At 68.1% G+C, this 17,766-nt stretch carries 16 protein-coding genes and 1 other RNA gene; 5 read left to right on the top strand and 12 right to left on the bottom strand.

Annotated elements, in window-relative coordinates; genetic code table 11:
• Position 1: 1 nt before the first annotated feature.
• From carB to hrcA, 9 genes are all read right to left on the bottom strand, one after another.
• Positions 2-3,208 carry a carbamoyl-phosphate synthase large subunit gene (carB, locus tag DFQ59_RS13645; protein WP_114280267.1) on the bottom strand — a complete coding sequence of 1,069 codons (3,207 nt, stop codon included), beginning with the start codon at positions 3,206-3,208 and terminating at the stop codon, positions 2-4.
• A 78-nt stretch (positions 3,209-3,286) separates the two neighbouring features.
• The gene (gene carA / locus DFQ59_RS13640) at positions 3,287-4,435 is read right to left on the bottom strand and encodes a glutamine-hydrolyzing carbamoyl-phosphate synthase small subunit (protein ID WP_114280266.1); all 1,149 of its coding nucleotides are present in this window, start codon (positions 4,433-4,435) and stop codon (positions 3,287-3,289) included.
• A gap of 205 nt (positions 4,436-4,640) precedes the next feature.
• Positions 4,641-4,844 (bottom strand): hypothetical protein, encoded by a 204-nt coding sequence (locus tag DFQ59_RS13635; RefSeq protein ID WP_114280265.1) that lies wholly within the window; start codon positions 4,842-4,844, stop codon positions 4,641-4,643.
• A gap of 170 nt (positions 4,845-5,014) precedes the next feature.
• The gene (locus DFQ59_RS13630) at positions 5,015-5,251 is read right to left on the bottom strand and encodes an HP1242/YdcH family protein (RefSeq protein WP_114280264.1); all 237 of its coding nucleotides are present in this window, start codon (positions 5,249-5,251) and stop codon (positions 5,015-5,017) included.
• Between the two features lie 356 nt (positions 5,252-5,607).
• Positions 5,608-6,411: a 4-hydroxy-tetrahydrodipicolinate reductase gene (gene dapB / locus DFQ59_RS13625; RefSeq protein ID WP_114280263.1), complete on the bottom strand. Its 804-nt coding sequence runs from the start codon at positions 6,409-6,411 to the stop codon at positions 5,608-5,610.
• An 84-nt stretch (positions 6,412-6,495) separates the two neighbouring features.
• Positions 6,496-7,626, bottom strand: a complete 1,131-nt coding sequence (dnaJ, locus tag DFQ59_RS13620; protein WP_114280262.1) for a molecular chaperone DnaJ — start codon at positions 7,624-7,626, stop codon at positions 6,496-6,498.
• Between the two features lie 184 nt (positions 7,627-7,810).
• Entirely contained in the window at positions 7,811-9,739 is a 1,929-nt protein-coding gene (gene dnaK, locus DFQ59_RS13615; protein WP_114280261.1) for a molecular chaperone DnaK, read from the bottom strand.
• A gap of 96 nt (positions 9,740-9,835) precedes the next feature.
• Positions 9,836-10,429 carry a nucleotide exchange factor GrpE gene (grpE, locus tag DFQ59_RS13610; protein ID WP_114280260.1) on the bottom strand — a complete coding sequence of 198 codons (594 nt, stop codon included), beginning with the start codon at positions 10,427-10,429 and terminating at the stop codon, positions 9,836-9,838.
• Between the two features lie 84 nt (positions 10,430-10,513).
• A complete protein-coding gene (gene hrcA / locus DFQ59_RS13605; protein ID WP_114280259.1) occupies positions 10,514-11,596 on the bottom strand; it encodes a heat-inducible transcriptional repressor HrcA in 1,083 nt (360 codons plus the stop codon).
• 167 nt (positions 11,597-11,763) lie between these two features.
• Between hrcA and DFQ59_RS13600 the strand changes: the two genes are divergently transcribed.
• Entirely contained in the window at positions 11,764-12,645 is an 882-nt protein-coding gene (locus DFQ59_RS13600; RefSeq protein WP_114280258.1) for an NAD(+) kinase, read from the top strand.
• 47 nt (positions 12,646-12,692) lie between these two features.
• Positions 12,693-14,372 carry a DNA repair protein RecN gene (gene recN / locus DFQ59_RS13595; RefSeq protein WP_114280257.1) on the top strand — a complete coding sequence of 560 codons (1,680 nt, stop codon included), beginning with the start codon at positions 12,693-12,695 and terminating at the stop codon, positions 14,370-14,372.
• 264 nt (positions 14,373-14,636) lie between these two features.
• Here the strand turns inward: recN and fur are convergent, their stop codons facing one another.
• Positions 14,637-15,047: a ferric iron uptake transcriptional regulator gene (gene fur / locus DFQ59_RS13590; RefSeq protein ID WP_114280256.1), complete on the bottom strand. Its 411-nt coding sequence runs from the start codon at positions 15,045-15,047 to the stop codon at positions 14,637-14,639.
• 87 nt (positions 15,048-15,134) lie between these two features.
• Between fur and DFQ59_RS13585 the strand changes: the two genes are divergently transcribed.
• Positions 15,135-15,608 carry an outer membrane protein assembly factor BamE gene (locus tag DFQ59_RS13585; RefSeq protein WP_114280255.1) on the top strand — a complete coding sequence of 158 codons (474 nt, stop codon included), beginning with the start codon at positions 15,135-15,137 and terminating at the stop codon, positions 15,606-15,608.
• Positions 15,609-15,668: 60 nt separating this feature from the next.
• Here DFQ59_RS13585 and DFQ59_RS13580 read toward each other — a convergent pair whose 3' ends face one another.
• Positions 15,669-16,040, bottom strand: a complete 372-nt coding sequence (locus DFQ59_RS13580; protein ID WP_114280254.1) for an RnfH family protein — start codon at positions 16,038-16,040, stop codon at positions 15,669-15,671.
• A complete protein-coding gene (locus tag DFQ59_RS13575; RefSeq protein ID WP_114280253.1) occupies positions 16,027-16,464 on the bottom strand; it encodes a type II toxin-antitoxin system RatA family toxin in 438 nt (145 codons plus the stop codon). Before DFQ59_RS13575 ends, DFQ59_RS13580 begins: the two co-directional genes overlap by 14 nt.
• Positions 16,465-16,627: 163 nt before the next feature.
• On the opposite strand from DFQ59_RS13575, the gene smpB reads away from it, so the two are divergent.
• Together smpB and ssrA are read left to right on the top strand one after the other, a co-directional pair.
• Positions 16,628-17,107, top strand: coding sequence for an SsrA-binding protein SmpB (gene smpB / locus DFQ59_RS13570; protein WP_114280252.1), 480 nt, complete (start codon positions 16,628-16,630; stop codon positions 17,105-17,107).
• Positions 17,108-17,175: 68 nt separating this feature from the next.
• Positions 17,176-17,546: a transfer-messenger RNA gene (ssrA, locus tag DFQ59_RS13565) on the top strand.
• The last annotated feature ends 220 nt before the right edge of the window (positions 17,547-17,766 follow it).

Below are 17,766 nucleotides of genomic sequence, written 5' to 3'. Positions count from 1 at the left end.
TTCAGTGCAGGTCCTGCAGGCGGTAGACGCTGCCGCGGTCCTCGTTGCGCAGCGCCAGGGCGGTGGCGAACCCGCCTGCCAGAGTGGTGGTATAGCTCACCTTGTGCTGGAGGGCGTTGCGGCGGATGGCGTAGGAGTCGGCGATGGCCTGCTTGCCCTCCGTGGTGTTGATGATGAAGCTGATCTCGTCGTTCTTGATCATGTCAACGATGTGGGGACGCCCCTCGGCCACCTTGTTCACCCGCTGCACGGGCACACCGGCGGCCTCGATCACCGCGGCGGTGCCGCGGGTGGCGAAGACCTCGAAGCCGAGCTCCACGAAATCGCGCGCCAGCTGCCCGACCCGGCCGCGATCGGCGTCGCGCACGCTGATGAAGACCCTGCCGCTGCGCGGCAGCTGGGAACCGGCCCCCAGCGCCGCCTTGTAGAAGGCCTCGCCGAAGGTCTCGCCCACGCCCATCACCTCGCCGGTGGACTTCATCTCCGGCCCCAGTATGGGATCCACGCCGGGGAACTTGATGAAGGGGAACACCGCCTCCTTCACCGAGAAGTGCCGCGGCACCCGCTCCTGCAGGCAGCCCTGGTCGGCCAGGCCCCGGCCGAGCATGCAGCGGGCGGCGATCTTGGCCAGCGAATAACCGGTCGCCTTGGAGACGAAGGGCACCGTGCGCGAGGCGCGCGGGTTCACCTCGAGGACATAGATGTCGCCGTCCTTGATGGCGAACTGGGCATTCATCAGCCCCACCACCCCCAGCTCCAGGGCCATCTTGGACATCTGCTCGCGCAGCTCGTCCTGGATCGCCGGACTCAGGCTGTAGGGCGGCAGCGAGCAGGCGGAGTCGCCCGAGTGCACGCCGGCCTGCTCGATGTGCTCCATGATGCCGCCGATGAGCACATCGGGGCCGTCGCACACCGCGTCCACGTCCACCTCGATGGCGTCGTCGAGGAAACGATCCAGCAGGACCGGGGATTCATTGGAGACGGAGACCGCCTCGCGCATGTAGCGGCGCAGCTCCTCCTCGTTGTAGACAATCTCCATGGCCCGGCCGCCGAGCACGTAGGAGGGGCGGACCACCAGGGGATAGCCGATCTCCTCGGCCAGCACCACCGCCTGCTCCTGGTTGCGGGCCGTGCGGTTGGGCGGCTGGCGCAGGCCGAGCCGGTGGAGCATCTGCTGGAACCGCTCGCGGTCCTCGGCACGGTCGATGGCGTCGGGAGTGGTGCCGATGATGGGCGCCCCCGCGGCCTCCAGTGAGCGGGCCAGCTTCAGCGGCGTCTGGCCGCCGTACTGGACGATGATCCCCTTCGGCGCCTCCACGTGGACGATCTCCAGCACATCCTCCAGCGTCAGCGGCTCGAAGTAGAGGCGGTCGGAGGTGTCGTAGTCGGTGGAGACGGTCTCCGGGTTGCAGTTGACCATGATGGTCTCGAAGCCGTCTTCGCGGCAGGCCTGGGCGGCGTGCACGCAGCAGTAGTCGAACTCGATGCCCTGGCCGATGCGGTTGGGGCCGCCGCCGAGCACCATCACCTTGTCGCGCGCGGTGGGATCGGCCTCGCACTCCTCCTCGTAGGTGGAGTAGAGGTAGGCGGTGTCGGTGGCGAACTCCGCCGCGCAGGTGTCCACCCGCTTGTAGACCGGGCGCACGCCCAGCTCGTGGCGGCGCTTGCGGAAGGCATGCTCGGTCACGCCCAGCAGCTGCGCCAGGCGCCGGTCGGAGAAGCCCTTGCGCTTGAGCCGCCAGACCCGGTCGCGATCCATGGCCGCCAGGCCCGATTCCGCCACCTGCCCCTCCAGCTCCACCAGTTCGCGGATCTGCTCCAGGAACCAGGGGTCGATGGCGGTGAGGCTGTAGAGGGCCTCCACGTCCATCCCGGCACGGAAGGCGTCGGCCACGTACCAGATGCGGTCGGGGCCCGGACTCTTCAGCTCCCCGCGCAGCACATCGACGGCGTCCTCGGCGGTGAGGTCGAGCTGCTCGTTGAACCCGTCGGTCCCGATCTCCAGCGCCCGCAGCGCCTTCTGGATCGACTCCTGGAAGGTGCGGCCGATGGCCATCACCTCGCCCACCGACTTCATCTGGGTGGTCAGGCGCGGATTGGCGCGCGGGAACTTCTCGAAGTTGAACCGCGGCACCTTGGTGACCACGTAATCGATGGTCGGCTCGAAGGAGGCCGGCGTGGCGCCGCCGGTGATGTCGTTGCGCAGCTCGTCCAGGGTGTAGCCCACCGCCAGCTTCGCCGCCACCTTGGCGATGGGAAAGCCGGTGGCCTTGGAGGCCAGCGCCGAGGAGCGGGACACGCGCGGGTTCATCTCGATGATCACCATGCGCCCGCTGTCGGGGTCGATGCCGAACTGCACGTTCGAGCCGCCCGTCTCCACCCCGATCTCGCGCAACACCGCGAGGGAGGCGTCGCGCATGATCTGGTATTCCTTGTCGGTGAGGGTCTGGGCCGGGGCCACGGTGATGGAGTCACCCGTGTGCACACCCATGGGATCCAGGTTCTCGATGGAACAGATGATGATGCAGTTGTCGGCCTTGTCCCGCACCACCTCCATCTCGTACTCCTTCCACCCCAGCACCGACTCCTCGATGAGCAGTTCGTTGGTGGGGGAGAGATCGAGGCCGCGTTCGCAGATCTCCAGGAACTCCTCGCGGTTGTAGGCGATGCCGCCGCCGGAGCCGCCGAGGGTGAAGGAGGGCCGGATGATGGCCGGGAAGCCGATCTGCGCCTGGACCTGAGTGGCCTCCTCGAGGCTGTGGGCGATGGCCGAGCGGGGCGTCTCCAGGCCGATCTTCTTCATCGCCTCGCGGAACCGCTCGCGGTCCTCGGCCTTGTCGATGGCGTCGCGTGAGGCGCCGATGAGCTCCACGCCGAACTGCTCCAGCACCCCCTCGCGGGCCAGGTCCAGGGCGCAGTTCAGCGCCGTCTGGCCGCCCATGGTGGGCAGGATGGCGTCCGGCCGCTCCTTCTCGATGATGCGCGCCACCGTCTGCCAGGTCACCGGTTCGATGTAGGTGGCGTCGGCCATCACCGGATCGGTCATGATGGTGGCCGGATTGGAGTTGACCAGGATGACGCGGTAGCCCTCCTCACGCAGCGCCTTGCACGCCTGGGCGCCGGAGTAGTCGAACTCGCAGGCCTGGCCGATGACGATGGGGCCGGCGCCGATGATGAGGATGCTCTTGATGTCGGTTCGTTTAGGCATGTTTCACCGCGTAACGCGTCTGTGACTGCTCGGGTCGCCCGCGGCGCCGGTGCCGCCGCGGGTTGTGATGCGTGAGACTCAGGCCTGCCGGTAGTCCCGGATCAGTTCGACGAAATGGTCGAACAGGGGGGCTGCGTCATGGGGCCCGGGGCTCGCCTCGGGATGGCCCTGGAAGCTGAAGGCCGGGCAATCCGTACGGTGAATGCCCTGCAGGGAGCCGTCGAAGAGAGAACGGTGCGTCGGGCGCAGATTCTCCGGCAGGGTCGTCTCGTCCACGGCGAAACCATGGTTCTGGCTGGTAATCATCACCCGGCTGCTGTCCAGGTCCTGAACCGGGTGGTTGGCGCCATGGTGGCCGAACTTCATCTTCACCGTGCGCGCCCCGCTGGCCAGGCCCAGCAGCTGGTGGCCCAGGCAGATGCCGAACACCGGCACGCCGCTGGCCAGGATTCCGCTGATGGCCTCGATGGCGTAGTCGCAGGGCTCCGGGTCGCCCGGCCCGTTGGAGAGGAAGACACCGTCCGGATTCATGGCCAGCACCTCGGCGGCCGGGACCTGCGCCGGCACCACGGTCACCCGGCAGCCCCGGTCCACCAGCATGCGCAGGATGTTGTGCTTGACCCCGTAGTCATAGGCCACCACGTGCCAGGGCAGCTTCTCCTCCAGCGGGTGGGGCGCCTCGGGCAGTCCGCCCTCCAGGCTCCAGGTGCCCTGGGCCCACTCGTAGGGCATGTGGGTGGTCACCTCGCGGGCCAGGTCCATGCCCTTCAATCCGGGAAAGCCGCCGGCGGCGGCCACCGCCGCTTCCGCGTCGATCTCCTTCCCGGCCACGATGCAGCCGTTCTGGGCGCCCTTCTCGCGCAGGATGCGGGTCAGCCGGCGGGTGTCGATGTCGGCGATGGCAACCACCCGCTGCTTGCGGAGATACTCGGGCAGGCTCATCCGGCTGCGCCAGTTGCTGACCCGGGCCGGGAGGTCGCGGATGACCAGGCCGCTGGCCCAGACGTGGGTGGACTCCTCGTCCTCCGGCGTGGTCCCCACATTGCCGATGTGGGGATAGGTCAGGGTGATGATCTGCCGGGCATAGGACGGGTCGGTCAGAATCTCCTGGTAGCCGGTCATGGCGGTGTTGAACACCACCTCGCCGGTCACCTGGCCGTCGATGCCGATGGATTGGCCATGGAAAAGGGTGCCGTCCTCCAGTGCCAACAGGGCGGGCGTGCTCAAGCGGACCTCCAGGGGTACTCTGTGCTGGCTGGGTGGACTGGTTCCACCCACGTCAAAACGGGACGAACCCAGATGGCCCGTCCCGTCGCAACTTCCGGGTCGGCAGGCCGCACCGGGGCGCGGCACCGATAATTCGAATATGTTAAGCGATCCGACGCCTGACTGTCCACGCACAATGCCCGGACAGGGTCAGCCGGACGCCCCCTCAGTCAACCCCGCGCTGGTACTTGAGCTCCGGGGCGAGTACGGCGTTGATCTCGGCCAGCCGGGTCTTGTAGGTGTGGTAGAAACTGCCGGGCTGGGCACACACGTACTCCTGGTAGTCGAATCCGTTCTGGGCGACATACTCGCGGTAGGCGTTCTGCAGTTCGATGCGTTCCCTGATCAGGGCTACTTTGTCCACGCTCATCGGCCAGCTCCTGTAATGCCCGGGGCCCCATGCCCCGGCGTTCCGCCCGGCGCAGGCGAGGGTGATGACAGCCATCCCCGGCCCTGCCGCCCCCTCCGGGATTCCGCTGCGAGCCGGGCCGGCGGTGAGAATTTAGCGGCCCGACGGGCGCTTGGAAAGTACCCGTGCGCTCAGGCCCTCAACAACTCGTAGAGCTGGTCCTTGAGCTGGACCCGCTGCAGCTTGAGTTCCTCCATGTAGTTGTCGGCGACCGGCTGATCGTGCAGCTCCAGTTCGCGGATCTTGGCGTCGAGCGTGTCGTAGTCATCCATGATGCGGGCAAACTCCTCATGATTGCCCCGCATTTCGACAATCTTGTCCCGGTACTCCGGAAACTCGTGGAAAAGGTCGTGGTTTTCGCCGAGCATGATCTGCCCCCGGTGGATGGATAGTCTGGTTTGCCTGTTCGTACTGCGCCCGCATCTGCGGACGCCCTCCCGGGCTCAAGCTTACGCCATCGACGAAGGGAAGAGAACCACCGCCGCGCCGCCCCCAGGCCGCCCCCGGTATGACGCAACCCATTGGACCGTAAAACCTTTCGCCACGAAGGCAGGAAGGCCGGGGGAATTGGACTGCAGACCCGCGGAGCCCCCGGCCCGGGCTGCCGGCGCCGGAGTTGCCGCGGGAGAGCCCGTGCCGCCGCGGGACAGGTCGAAGGCGTGTTCGTCCCAAACCCGGCCGCCGCCCGCCCTCAGGGACATAACCGGCAGACTGGGCGGCGCGGCTACTTGAGGCCCAGCACGTCCTGCATGTCGAACAGACCGCGCTCATGGCCCATCACCCAGGAGGCGGCGCGTACGGCGCCGCCGGCGAAGGTCATCCGGCTGGAGGCCTTGTGGGTAATCTCGATCCGCTCGCCCTCTCCGGCGAACAGCACGGTGTGATCGCCCACGATATCGCCGGCGCGGATGGTTTCGAAGCCGATGGTCTTGCGCTCCCGCTCGCCGGTCCGCCCCTCGCGGCCGTAGACGGCGCACTCGGCCAGGTCCCGGCCCAGTGCGGCGGCCACGATCTCGCCCAGCCGCACCGCGGTTCCGGAGGGCGCGTCCACCTTGTGGCGGTGGTGGGCCTCGATGATCTCTATGTCGACCTCGTCACCGAGGACCCGGGCGGCAATCTCGGCCAGCTTGAAGCAGAGGTTGACCCCGACGCTCATGTTGGGCGCGAAGACGATGGCGATATCCTGTGCCGCCTCCGCCAGCTGCGCCCGCTGGTCCGGGCTCAGGCCGGTGGTGCCGATCACCATCCGCTTGCCGGCCCGGCGGCACACTGCGGCGTGGGCCAGGGTCGCCTCCGGGGAGGTGAAGTCGATGAGGACGTCGAAGCGGTCGGTTACCGCCGCCAGGTCCTCCACCAGCGGGACCCCCGCCGCGGACAGCCCGGCCAGCTCGCCGGCGTCACGCCCCACGGCGGCCCCGCCGGGCCGCTCGGTGGCCGCGCCCAGCTCCACGTGCTCACTCATCTGGCAGGCCTGGATCAGGCTCAGTCCCATGCGCCCGGCGGCGCCGGCAATGGCTACTCGGGTCATTCTCTGGGGCTCCGGCTCATTGGTCAGGTTGATTCCGGTTCAGGGATGTTGTCGGCGACGGGTGACGCTCACGCACTCACGCACTCACAACTCCTTGAAGAACTGTTTAACGTTGTCCCACCAGGTGGTGGAGTGGGGATCGTGACGCCCCTTGCCCTCCACCATGGTCTGCTCCAGCTCCTGCATCAGCTCCTTCTGGCGGCTGGTGAGGTTCACCGGCGTTTCCACCACCACCCGGCACAGCAGGTCCCCCTCGCTGTTGCCGCGCACGGGCCGCACACCCTTGCCGCGGATGCGGAACAGCTTGCCGGTCTGGGTCTCCGCCGGCACCCTGAGCTTCACCCGGCCGTTCAGGGTGGGCACCTCCAGCTCCCCGCCCAGCGCGGCGGTGACGAAGCTGATGGGCACCTCGCAGTAGAGGTCGGCGCCATCGCGCACGAAGATGGGATGCTCGCGCACCCGGATCTGAACGTAGAGATCACCGGGCGGCCCGCCATTCTCACCCGCCTCGCCTTCGCTGGACAGGCGGATTCGATCCCCGCTGTCGACCCCGGCGGGGACTTTGACCGACAGGGTCTTCTGCTCCTGCACCCGGCCACGCCCGCGACACTCCGGACAGGGATCGCTGATGACCCTGCCGGTGCCACGGCAGTGGGGGCAGGTCTGCTGCACCGAGAAGAAACCCTGCTGGATTCGCACCTGGCCGGCGCCGCCGCAGGTGGTGCAGATGGTGGGCTCACTGCCCTTGCGGGCGCCGCTGCCGCCGCACGACCCGCACTCCACGTGCACCGGGATGCGGATCTTCACCGTGGTGCCCTGCACCGCCTCCTCGAGGCTCAGTTCCAGGTCGTAGCGCAGGTCGGCGCCGCGGTAGGCACGGGAGCCGCCGCGACCGCCGCCACCGCCGAAGACGTCGCCGAAAATGTCCTCGAAGATGTCGCTGAAGCCCCCGCCGCCGCGGAATCCCCCGCCACCCATGCCGGCGCCGGAATCGACGCCGGCGTGGCCGAACTGGTCATAGGCGGCACGCTTGCGGGCATCGGAGAGGACCTCGTAGGCCTCCTTGGCCTCCTTGAACTTGTTCTCCGACTCCTTGTCCCCGGTGTTGCGGTCGGGATGGTATTTCATCGCCATCCGCCGGTAGGCCTTCTTCAGCTCCGCCTCGGAGGCGTTCTTGGCCACCCCGAGTACTTCGTAGTAATCCCGCTTGGACATGATTCTCCTGCCACTTCAGACGCCGTCCGTACACCCACGGCGGCCGTTTCCTCCCTGCGCGCGCCGCGACGGCGCCTGCGGGGCAAGTTCGGTTAGCTGCGGAACAGCATTTGATCCGGCCGGACACGACAAAGCCAGGCGCGGGAATTTCCCCGCGCCTGGCTCCGGCGGCGGCCGGACAGGGTTACTTCTTGTCGTCCTTCACCTCTTCGAACTCGGCGTCCACCACATCCTCGCCACCGGCGGCGGCGCTCTCCTGGGCACCGGCGGCGCCGGCTTCCTGCTGGGTGGACTGCTGGGCATAGACCCGCTCGGCCAGCTTCCCGGAGGCTTCGGCCAGCGCCTTGGTCTTGGCCTCGATATTCTCCTTGTCATCGCCCTTGATGGCTTCCTGCAGCGCCTCCATGGCCTCCTCGATGGCCTTCTTCTCGCCCTCTTCCACCTTGTCCTTGAGCTCATCGAGGGACTTGCGGGTGGCATGGATCATGGAGTCGGCCTGGTTGCGCGCATCCACCAGCTCGCGCATCTTGCGATCCTCGGCGGCGTGGGCCTCGGCGTCCTTGACCATGCGCTCGATCTCATCGTCGTTCAGGCCGGAGGAGGCCTTGATGACGATGGACTGCTCGCGGTTGGTGGCCTTGTCCTTCGCCGAGACGTGGAGGATGCCGTTGGCGTCGATGTCGAAGGTCACCTCGATCTGGGGCACGCCGCGGGGAGCCGGGGGAATGTCGCCGAGGTCGAACCGGCCCAGCGACTTGTTGTCGCGCGCCATCTCGCGCTCGCCCTGCAGCACGTGCACGGTCACCGCGGTCTGGTTGTCGTCGGCGGTGGAGAACACCTGGTTCGCCTTGGTGGGAATGGTGGTGTTCTTGTCGATGATCTTGGTCATCACCCCGCCCAGGGTCTCGATGCCCAGCGACAGCGGGGTCACGTCCAGCAGCAGGACATCCTTCACCTCGCCGGAGAGCACCGCCGCCTGGATGGCCGCGCCGACGGCCACCGCCTCGTCCGGGTTCACGTCCCGGCGCGGCTCCTTGCCGAAGAAGGACTTCACCTTCTCCTGCACCTTGGGCATGCGGGTCATGCCGCCCACCAGCAGCACGTCGTCCACCTCGCTGACGGAGAGTCCGGCGTCCTTCAGGGCCACCTTGCACGGCTCGATGGTGCGGTCGACGAGCTCCTCCACCAGCGACTCGAACTTGGCCCGGGTCACGCGGATGTTGAGGTGCTTGGGCCCGCTCTGGTCGGCGGTGATGTAGGGCAGGTTGATCTCGGTCTGCTGGCCGGAGGAGAGCTCGATCTTGGCCTTCTCGGCGGCTTCCTTCAGGCGCTGCATGGCCAGCGGATCGCCGCGCAGGTCCATGCCCTGCTCCTTCTTGAACTCGTCGGCCAGGTAGTCGATGAGCCGCTTGTCGAAGTCCTCGCCGCCGAGGAAGGTGTCACCGTTGGTGGAGAGCACCTCGAACTGGTGCTCGCCCTCCACCTCGGCAATCTCGATGATGGAGATGTCGAAGGTGCCGCCGCCCAGGTCGTAGACGGCGATCTTGCGCTCGCCCGGCTTCTTGTCCATGCCGAAGGCCAGCGCCGCGGCGGTGGGCTCGTTGATGATGCGCTTCACCTCGAGCCCGGCGATGCGGCCGGCGTCCTTGGTGGCCTGGCGCTGGGAGTCGTTGAAGTAGGCCGGGACGGTGATGACCGCCTCGGTGACCGGCTCGCCGAGATAGTCCTCGGCGGTCTTCTTCATCTTCTGCAGCACCTGGGCGGAGATCTGCGGCGGAGCCATCTTCTTGCCGTGGGCCTCGACCCAGGCATCGCCGTTGTCCGCCTCCACGATCTTGTAGGACACCATGTTCATGTCCCGCTGCACCACCTCGTCCTTGAACCGGCGGCCGATCAGGCGCTTGATGGCGAACAGGGTGTTCTGCGGATTGGTGACCCCCTGGCGCTTGGCCGGCTGGCCCACCAGGGTCTCGCCGTCCTTGGTGAAGGCGACGATGGACGGGGTGGTGCGGTCACCCTCGCTGTTCTCGATGACCCGGGCCTTGCCGCCGCTTTCCATCACCGCCACGCAGGAATTGGTGGTGCCCAGGTCGATGCCGATGATCTTTCCCATTGCCGAATCTCTCCGTTCGTAAAATCTGTAACTGGTTCCAGCAGCCTGTCGGACTTGAAGCTCTACATGGGGGCCGCCGCGCCCGCCTTCAAGCCCCTACTCGGCGGGCTCCCGGGCGACCACCACCCGGGCCGGCCGGATCAGGCGGTCATTGAGCAGGTAGCCCTTCTGGTACACGGCCAGCACGTGGCCGGGCTCCACCTCGGCGCTCGGCTGCATGGTCATCGCCTCGTGCAGCTCGGGGTTGAAGGGCTGGCCGGCCGGGTCCACCACCTGGATGCCGAACTTGTCCAGGACGGCGTCGAGCATCTTCAGGGTCAGCGCCATGCCGTCGCGCAGCGCGCCCAGCTCCTCGGAGCCGGAACCGGCGGCTTCCAGGCCGTGCTCCAGGCTGTCGCGCACCGGCAACAGCTCCCGGGCGAACTTCTCCAGGCCGTAGCGGTGGGCCTTCTCCACGTCCCGCTCCAGGCGCCGGCGCTGGTTGTCCAGCTCCGCCTGCAGCCGGACCACCTTGTCCCAGTGCTCGGCCGCGCGGGTCTCGGCCTCCGCCAGCCGGGTCTCGACGTCGACGGGCTCCGCGCCGGCCTCGCCCGGCTCCGGCGCCGCTTCCGCCCGGACCTGTTCCGCTTCCGGCGCCGCGTTCCCGGCGGCCAGCTGCTCTTCCGGGCGGTTCTTCTCTTCTCTGGACATGCGCCTGCATTCCTCCTGGCAATACTTGAACGGACACCGCGCCCGCGCCGTCAACGCAGGGGGGGGTAGCCGGTTATGTGGGGGTTATTGCTTGGGTTTCAAGGCCGCGCCGAGCAGTCGCGCGGTGACATCCACGATGGGGATGACCCGCTCGTAGGCCATGCGGGTGGGCCCGATGACGCCGAGCACGCCCACCACGTGGTCATTGATCGAGTAGGGGGCGGTCACCAGGCTCACCTCGCCCAGGGCCTCGCGGCCGGTCTCCTCGCCGATGAAAATCTGGATGCCCTCCGCCTGCAGGCAGCGGTCGAGCAGCTTGAGCAGGTCGCGCTTGTGATTGAAGGCCTCGAACAGCCGCCGCAGCTGCTGGGTGGCGGCGAACTCGCCGAACTGCAGCAGGTTGGCCTCGCCGGCGATGATGTAGTCGCCGCCGCTGCCGCTCTCGTCGTCGAACGCCTTCTCCGCCACCTCGATGGCGGTGAGCATCATCCGGTCCATCTGCTCGCGGTCGCGCTGCATCGCCTCGAGCAGCTTGCCGCGCAGCGCCACCATGTCCTGGCCGGCATAGGTGGCGTTGAGATAGTTGGCCGCCTCCTGGAGCTCGCCGGCGGTGTAGGGGCGCTCGGTGTGGATGACCCGGTTCTGCACCTCGTGCTCGTTGAGCACCAGGATCACCAGCACCCGGGAATCGGACAGGGGCAGGAACTCCACCTGCCGCAGCACCATGAGCTCGCGGCGCGGCACGGTGACCACGCCGGCCATCCGCGTCACGCCCGAGAGCAGCGCCGAGGCCGAGGCCACCAGCCCCTTGACGTTGAGATCGGGTTGCAGCCGCTCCTGCAGCTCGCGCAGCTCCCGCGACCGGAGCGGCTTGACCGTCAGCATGCTGTCCACGAAGAAGCGGTAGCCCTGGGCCGTGGGGATGCGGCCGGCGGAGGTGTGGGGAGCGCGGATGAAGCCGAGCTCCTCCAGGTCCGACATCACGTTGCGGATGGTGGCCGGGCTCAGGTTCAGCCCCGTGGTGCGCGCGAGGGTGCGCGAGCCCACCGGCTGGCCCTCGCGGATGTACTGCTCCACCAGCGCCTTGAGCAGCAGCCTGGCGCGATCGCTCAGGTGGCTGCTGTCGACACCGCCGTCGTTGCTGTCGTGGGGTTTCCGGGTCTGCATGAGGTCCGCTGTGCTCTCTGACCTGATGGGGGATATTAGCACTCTCCCCTGTCGATTGCTAAACACCCGCGGGCGCCCCCCGCAGGCCCGCGGATTCGGCACAACCCCTATGGTGGAGCGGGTTTTCCGTTACAATCATCCGACAGCTCGCTCAGGGAGAGGAAAACATGCCGGGCACCTTCCACTGCATCGGTCTCATCGGCAAGCAGGACGACCCCAGGGTCCACGCCACGCTGGCGACCCTGCGCGAATTCCTGCTCCGCCGTGGACACCGGGTGGTGATGGACGAGTGCACCGCCGCCGGCCTGCCGGTCGCCGACCTGGAGACCTGCGAGCGCGGCCGGCTGGGGCGGGAATGCCAGCTGGTGGTCGTGGTGGGGGGGGACGGCACCCTGCTCAACGCCGCCCGCAGCCTGGCCGACTACGGCGTGCCCCTGCTGGGTGTCAACCTGGGGCGGCTCGGCTTCCTGGCCGACATCAGCCCCGAGTCCATGCTCGGACGGCTGGAGCAGATCCTCGGCGGCGATCACCAGCGCGAGGAGCGCTTCCTGCTGCACGCGGACATCAGCCGCGGCGGGCAGCGGATCGCCGAGAACGCGGCCTTCAACGACGTGGTGCTGCACAAGTGGGACGCGGCGCGCATGATCGAGTTCGAGACCTACGTCGACGGCCAGTTCGTCTACTCCCTGCGCTCCGACGGCCTGATCGTCGCCACCCCCACCGGCTCCACCGCCTACGCGCTGTCCGGAGGCGGCCCCATCGTCCATCCCAAGCTGGATGCCATCGTGCTGGTGCCCATCTGCCCCCACACCCTCACCAACCGCCCCCTGGTGGTCACCGGGGACAGCCAGGTGGAGGTGGTGCTGAGCGACTCCAACGACGGCCACGCCCAGATCACCTGCGACGGCCAGATCAACTTCCAGCTCCACCCGGGGGACCGGGTGCGCATCGGCAAGAAGCCCCAGCGCATCACCCTGATTCAACCGCGCGGCCATAACTATTACGATATCCTGCGCACCAAGCTGCACTGGGGCCGCAAGGTCACCTGACCCCCCCGGGCAGTCGTGTACCGTCCACCGCCTGCCGGAACCGGAGCATGCTGACCCACCTGCACATCAGCGACTTCGCCATCGTCGACCGCCTCGACCTGGACTTCGAGGCGGGCATGACCGTGCTCACCGGGGAGACCGGCGCGGGCAAGTCGATCCTCATCGACGCCCTCGGGCTGGCCCTGGGCGATCGGGCGGACACCGGCGTCATCCGCGAGGGCTGCGCGCGGGCCGAGGTGGTGGCGGCTTTCGACCTCGGCGACGCCCCCGCGGCCCGGGCCTGGCTCGCGGAGCAGGAGCTGGACGAGGAGGGGGAGTGCGTCCTGCGCCGCACCCTCTCCGCCGAGGGCCGCTCGAAAGGCTACATCAACGGCCGCCCCGCCCCCATGCAGTCCCTGCGCGAGCTGGGCGAGCTGCTCATCGACATCCACGGCCAGCACGAGCACCAGTCGCTGCTGCGCCCGGAGGTGCAGACCGCCCTGCTCGACGGCTACGGCGATCTCCAGGCACCGGCCCGGTCGGTCGCCGCCACGGCGCGGGAATGGCGTGCCGCCCGGGAGGAGCTGGAACGCCTCTCCACCGCCGCGGCCGAGCGGGATGCCCGGCGCGAGCTACTCGCCTACCAGCTGCAGGAGCTGGAGGCGCTCGACCTCCAGCCGGGCGAGGTGGAGGCGCTGGAGGAGGAGCACCGCCGGCTCGCCAACGGCGGCCGCCTCATCGAGGAGGGGGGGCGCACCCTGGCCCTGCTGCAGGAGGACGACGAGACCTCCGCGGCGGCGCTGCTGGGTGCCGCCCGGCGCGGCCTGGAAGAGCTGCAGGCCCTGGATCCGGAGCTGGCGCCGGTCACCGAACTGGCCGAGAACGCCGAGGTGCAGCTCAAGGAGGCGGCCCTGGAGCTGCGCCGCTACCTGGACCGGCTGGAGCTGGATCCCGAGCGGCTGCAGTGGGTGGAGGCGCGCATCGAGGCGCTGCACGACCTGTCGCGCAAGCACCGGGTGCACCCCACCGGGCTGACCGGGCTGGCCGGCGAGCTGGCAGAAGAGCTGGCCGGGCTGGAGGGTGCCGACCAGCGCCGCGCGGAGCTGGCCGCCCGGGTGGAGACCCTGGCCGCGCGCTACCGCGAGGAGGCCGGGGCCCTGAGCGCCGGCCGCGCCCGGGCCGCCGCCGCCCTGGGCGAGGAGATCACCGGCCGCATCCGCCGCTTGAGCATGCCCGACGGGCGCTTCGAAGTGGCCCTGGAACCCCGCGCCGGCACCGATCCCGCCCCCGGCGGCGACGAGCGGGTCGCGTTCCGGGTGGCGGCCAATCCCGGCCAGGCGCCGCGCCCGCTGGCCCGGGTGGCCTCCGGCGGCGAGCTCTCCCGCATCAGCCTCGCCATCCAGGTGGCCACGGTCCAGGCGGGCACCGTGCCCACCCTCATCTTCGACGAGGTGGACGTGGGCATCGGCGGCGGCGTGGCCGAGGTGGTGGGACACTCCCTGCGCAGCCTGGGCGGGACCCGCCAGGTGCTCACCGTCACCCACCTGCCCCAGGTGGCCGCCCAGGGCCACCATCACCTGCAGGTGGGCAAGCAGAAGGTGGACGGCGCCAACCGCACCCGGGTCCGGCCCCTGTCGCCCGATCAGCGCGTGGACGAGATCGGCCGCATGCTCGGCGGCCTGGAGATCACCGACAACACCCTCGCCCACGCCCGGGAGATGCTGGAGCTGGCCGCGGTGGGATCCTAGTGTACTGTGCCAGGACGCGAAGAACGTCGGGAAAACAAGGGATTGACGGTCCTCTGCTACAGTGGCCCTCGCACAAGATGCTCGATGCGCCATTCATAATGGTCCTGATCATTTCGAACCTTGGCGCTCTTGGCGTTCCTGGCGAGAAAAATCCGGACCAGGAGACTGTCGAACTCGAGCGATCGTAGCGAGCCGGGGGAGAGCGGGGACAGATGGGGCCGGCGGCGGGTGCACCGTGTGCACCGGACCGGATGCAGCTCAGCGTCACTTCCGGCAGTCGGGGCAGATACCGTAGATGTAGAGGCAGTGATCGGTGATGTCGTAGCCGGCCTTCTCGGCGATGACCTTCTGGCGGCTCTCGATGGTCTCGTCCACGAACTCCTCCACCCGGCCGCACTTCACGCACACCAGGTGATCGTGGTGCTGGCCCTGCTCCAGCTCGAACACCGAGTGACCGCCCTCGAAGTGGTGGCGCGCCACCAGGCCGGCGTTCTCGAATTGGGTGAGAACCCGGTAGACGGTCGCCAGCCCCACCTCCTCACCGGCCTCGAGGAGGGCCTTGTAGACATCCTCGGCGCTGAGGTGCCGGTTGTCGGCCCCCTCGAGCACTTCGAGGATCTTGATGCGCGGCAGGGTGACCTTCAGGCCCGCCTTGCGCAGCTCCTGGTTTTCCAAGGATCGTGCCTCCCGGAACGTGTCAATCAGGGGAGCATTGCGGTATGATTTTTCCAACTTTCACAAGATAGTGGAAAAGATTCTCAAATGCAAAAGGATCGCGTTACCGTCTCCCTGGCCCTCGCCTTCGCCCTCGCCCTCCTCCTCGGCGGCTGTTCCACGGATGCCAAGATACCCGGCGTCTACCGCATCGACGTGCAGCAGGGCAACGTCGTGACCCAGGAGGATGTCAACAAGCTCGAACCGGGGATGACCAAGCGCCAGGTCCGCTTCCTCCTCGGCACCCCCCTCATCGTGGATGTCTTCCACCAGGACCGCTGGGACTACTACTACAGCATGCGGCCCGGCAGCCTCGGCGGGAAGAAGGAGCGGCAGCACGTGGTGCTGTTCTTCGAGAACGACCGCCTGGTCCGGCTGGAGGGCGATCTGCGCCCCGGCGTGCCGGTGGCGGCCGACGCCGAGGGCGGCGGCAGCGAGCCGGTCAGCGTGGAGCTGAAGGAAAAGGAGGAAAAGGGCTTCTTCGGCCGGATGCTCGAAAAGATCGGCGTCGGCGACGACTGAAGCGGACCACCCCGGGGCCCGTCCGGCCGGACGGGCCCCGGGCGCAACGACCCGCGGGGCTCAATCCCCCCCGTCGCCCCCGGAATCCCCGCCGTTGTCATCCCCGCCGTCGTCTCCGCCGGCGCGGGCACCCTTCTTGAGCTGCTTGCCCTCGGCCGCGCGCTTCTTGCGCACCTCCTTGGGGTCGGCGATGAGAGGGCGGTAGATCTCCACCCGGTCGCCCTCGCGCAGGGGGTTGTCAAGCTTGGCCAGCTTGCCGAAGATGCCCACCTTGGTGGCGGCCAGGTCGATCTCGGGGAAGCGCCGGAGGACCCCGGAGCGCTCGATGGCCTGCTGCACCGTGGTCCCCTCCGGCACCTCCAGCGACAGCAGCGCCTGCTCGTCGGGCCGGGCGTAGGCGACCTCCACCAGAATCGTTTCAGCGTTTTCCATACATCTCCACCGCGCGTTTGTAGAAGGAATCCACCAGGGTGCTGGCGATCTGGTTGAACACCGGCCCGAAGGCCATGCTGATGAGCCGGCCGGCGAACTCGAACTCCAGGTCCAGGGCCACCCGGCTGCCCACGTTCTCCAGCCCGTCGAAGCGCCAGAACCCCTCCAGGTGGGAGAACGGTCCCTCATCCAGCCGCATCTCGATCATCTTGTTCTTCTGCAGGCGGTTGCGGGTGGTGAAGGTCTTGTGCACCCCGCCCCGGGAGAGCTCGATGCGGGCCCGCAGCGCGTCACCCTCCTGATCGAGGATCCGCGCCGATCGGCACCAGGGAAGAAACTCGGGATAGCGCTCGATGTCGCTCACCAGGGCGTACATCTCCTGCGCCGAGTAGGGGACGAGGACGCTGCGGCTGATATTGGCCATGGGACTGTCTGTGCTGGGTTTACTGTTCTCGACCGGGACCGCCGGGCGGTGCTGCGCTGCGACAACCCCAGCCCCGACGGGGGCTTGAGTTTACGTCAGCGCCCCGCCCCGCGTCCATGCCCCCCCTGCCCCCGGCGCCCGCGGCCCTATATAATGCCCGCCCATGGCAAAACAGAAGAAGAAACCGGGCGCCGGCGGCGCCACCGTGGCCCTCAACAAGAAGGCCCTGCACGACTACTTCATCGAGGAGCGCTTCGAGGCCGGCCTGGCCCTGGAGGGCTGGGAGGTGAAGAGCCTGCGCGCCGGGCGGCTGCAGCTCAAGGAGAGCTACGTGGTCATCAAGGAGGGCGAGGCCTGGCTGTTCGGGGCCCACATCTCGCCCCTGCCCACCGCCTCCACCCACATCCACCCGGACCCCCTGCGCACCCGCAAGCTGCTCCTGCACCGCCAGGAGCTGGACCGGCTCATCGGCGCGGTGGAGCGCAAGGGCTACACCCTCATTCCCCTCTCCCTGTACTGGAAGCGGGGCCGGGCCAAGGTGGAGATCGGGCTCGGCAAGGGCAAGAAGCAGCACGACAAGCGCGACACCGAGCGCGAACGCGACTGGCAGCGGGAGAAGGAGCGGGTCCTGAAGGCGCACTGAGCGCGGCTTCAACCCCCCATGACAGGGAACTTATCCACAGGTATCATGTCCGAGTAGTACAAGAAACCGGGGGCGACTTGGTTTCGACGTGGGTTGCAAAACCCAAGGTGCATGCCGAGGATGCAGATGACCTCGTAAATCCTGTCTGCAACAACATAGTTGCCAACGACGACAACTACGCCCTGGCTGCTTAAGGCGGCCAGCCTCTGACCGAACCCTGTCTGCGGGGGTCGGAGTCCTTCGGGACGCCTCAGGGGTCGACTGTACACAGACTCGTGGCAAGGTTTGCCCGGAACCAAGCCGCTAAAACCTGACGGGCTCGCCGCTGAACGATCCTGCCGGTCGGAACGCCAGCGGTTAACTTGAAGATCTGGCTAAGCATGTAGATCCAAGGGCGGAGAGCTTGCGGACGCGGGTTCGATTCCCGCCGCCTCCACCAACAGGAACCGCCGCCGGCAAAACCGGCGGCGGTTTTTTTTGGTCTGCCAGGCGCGCTTTCCCTACCCCCGCAGCCCCGGTGTCCGGGCTGTTGGCACGGGCTGCCTGTGTGTCCCGCGCCATCGCCGCCGATATACTGTCCCCGGGCCGGCAGGCCCGCCCGTGCGTCGTCACCCGCGCCCTTGCCCCCGCCCCCCGCAACGGTCAGGCACATGACCGGC

Source organism: Thioalbus denitrificans (assembly GCF_003337735.1).
Lineage (GTDB): Bacteria > Pseudomonadota > Gammaproteobacteria > DSM-26407 > DSM-26407 > Thioalbus > Thioalbus denitrificans.
The sequence above is the reverse complement of the archived record's forward strand: the minus strand, read 5'-3'. Positions and strand labels throughout refer to the sequence as shown.

Excerpts from the sequence above, each read along its gene's own strand:
- carB (WP_114280267.1), bottom strand. The coding sequence starts at position 3,208 with ATGCCTAAACGAACCGACATCAAGAGCATCCTCATCATCGGCGCCGGC.
- DFQ59_RS13635 (WP_114280265.1), bottom strand. The coding sequence starts at position 4,844 with ATGAGCGTGGACAAAGTAGCCCTGATCAGGGAACGCATCGAACTGCAG.
- DFQ59_RS13630 (WP_114280264.1), bottom strand. The coding sequence starts at position 5,251 with ATGCTCGGCGAAAACCACGACCTTTTCCACGAGTTTCCGGAGTACCGG.
- dapB (WP_114280263.1), bottom strand. The coding sequence starts at position 6,411 with ATGACCCGAGTAGCCATTGCCGGCGCCGCCGGGCGCATGGGACTGAGC.
- dnaJ (WP_114280262.1), bottom strand. The coding sequence starts at position 7,626 with ATGTCCAAGCGGGATTACTACGAAGTACTCGGGGTGGCCAAGAACGCC.
- dnaK (WP_114280261.1), bottom strand. The coding sequence starts at position 9,739 with ATGGGAAAGATCATCGGCATCGACCTGGGCACCACCAATTCCTGCGTG.
- grpE (WP_114280260.1), bottom strand. The coding sequence starts at position 10,429 with ATGTCCAGAGAAGAGAAGAACCGCCCGGAAGAGCAGCTGGCCGCCGGG.
- hrcA (WP_114280259.1), bottom strand. The coding sequence starts at position 11,596 with ATGCAGACCCGGAAACCCCACGACAGCAACGACGGCGGTGTCGACAGC.
- DFQ59_RS13600 (WP_114280258.1), top strand. The coding sequence starts at position 11,764 with ATGCCGGGCACCTTCCACTGCATCGGTCTCATCGGCAAGCAGGACGAC.
- recN (WP_114280257.1), top strand. The coding sequence starts at position 12,693 with ATGCTGACCCACCTGCACATCAGCGACTTCGCCATCGTCGACCGCCTC.
- DFQ59_RS13585 (WP_114280255.1), top strand. The coding sequence starts at position 15,135 with ATGCAAAAGGATCGCGTTACCGTCTCCCTGGCCCTCGCCTTCGCCCTC.
- DFQ59_RS13580 (WP_114280254.1), bottom strand. The coding sequence starts at position 16,040 with ATGGAAAACGCTGAAACGATTCTGGTGGAGGTCGCCTACGCCCGGCCC.
- DFQ59_RS13575 (WP_114280253.1), bottom strand. The coding sequence starts at position 16,464 with ATGGCCAATATCAGCCGCAGCGTCCTCGTCCCCTACTCGGCGCAGGAG.
- smpB (WP_114280252.1), top strand. The coding sequence starts at position 16,628 with ATGGCAAAACAGAAGAAGAAACCGGGCGCCGGCGGCGCCACCGTGGCC.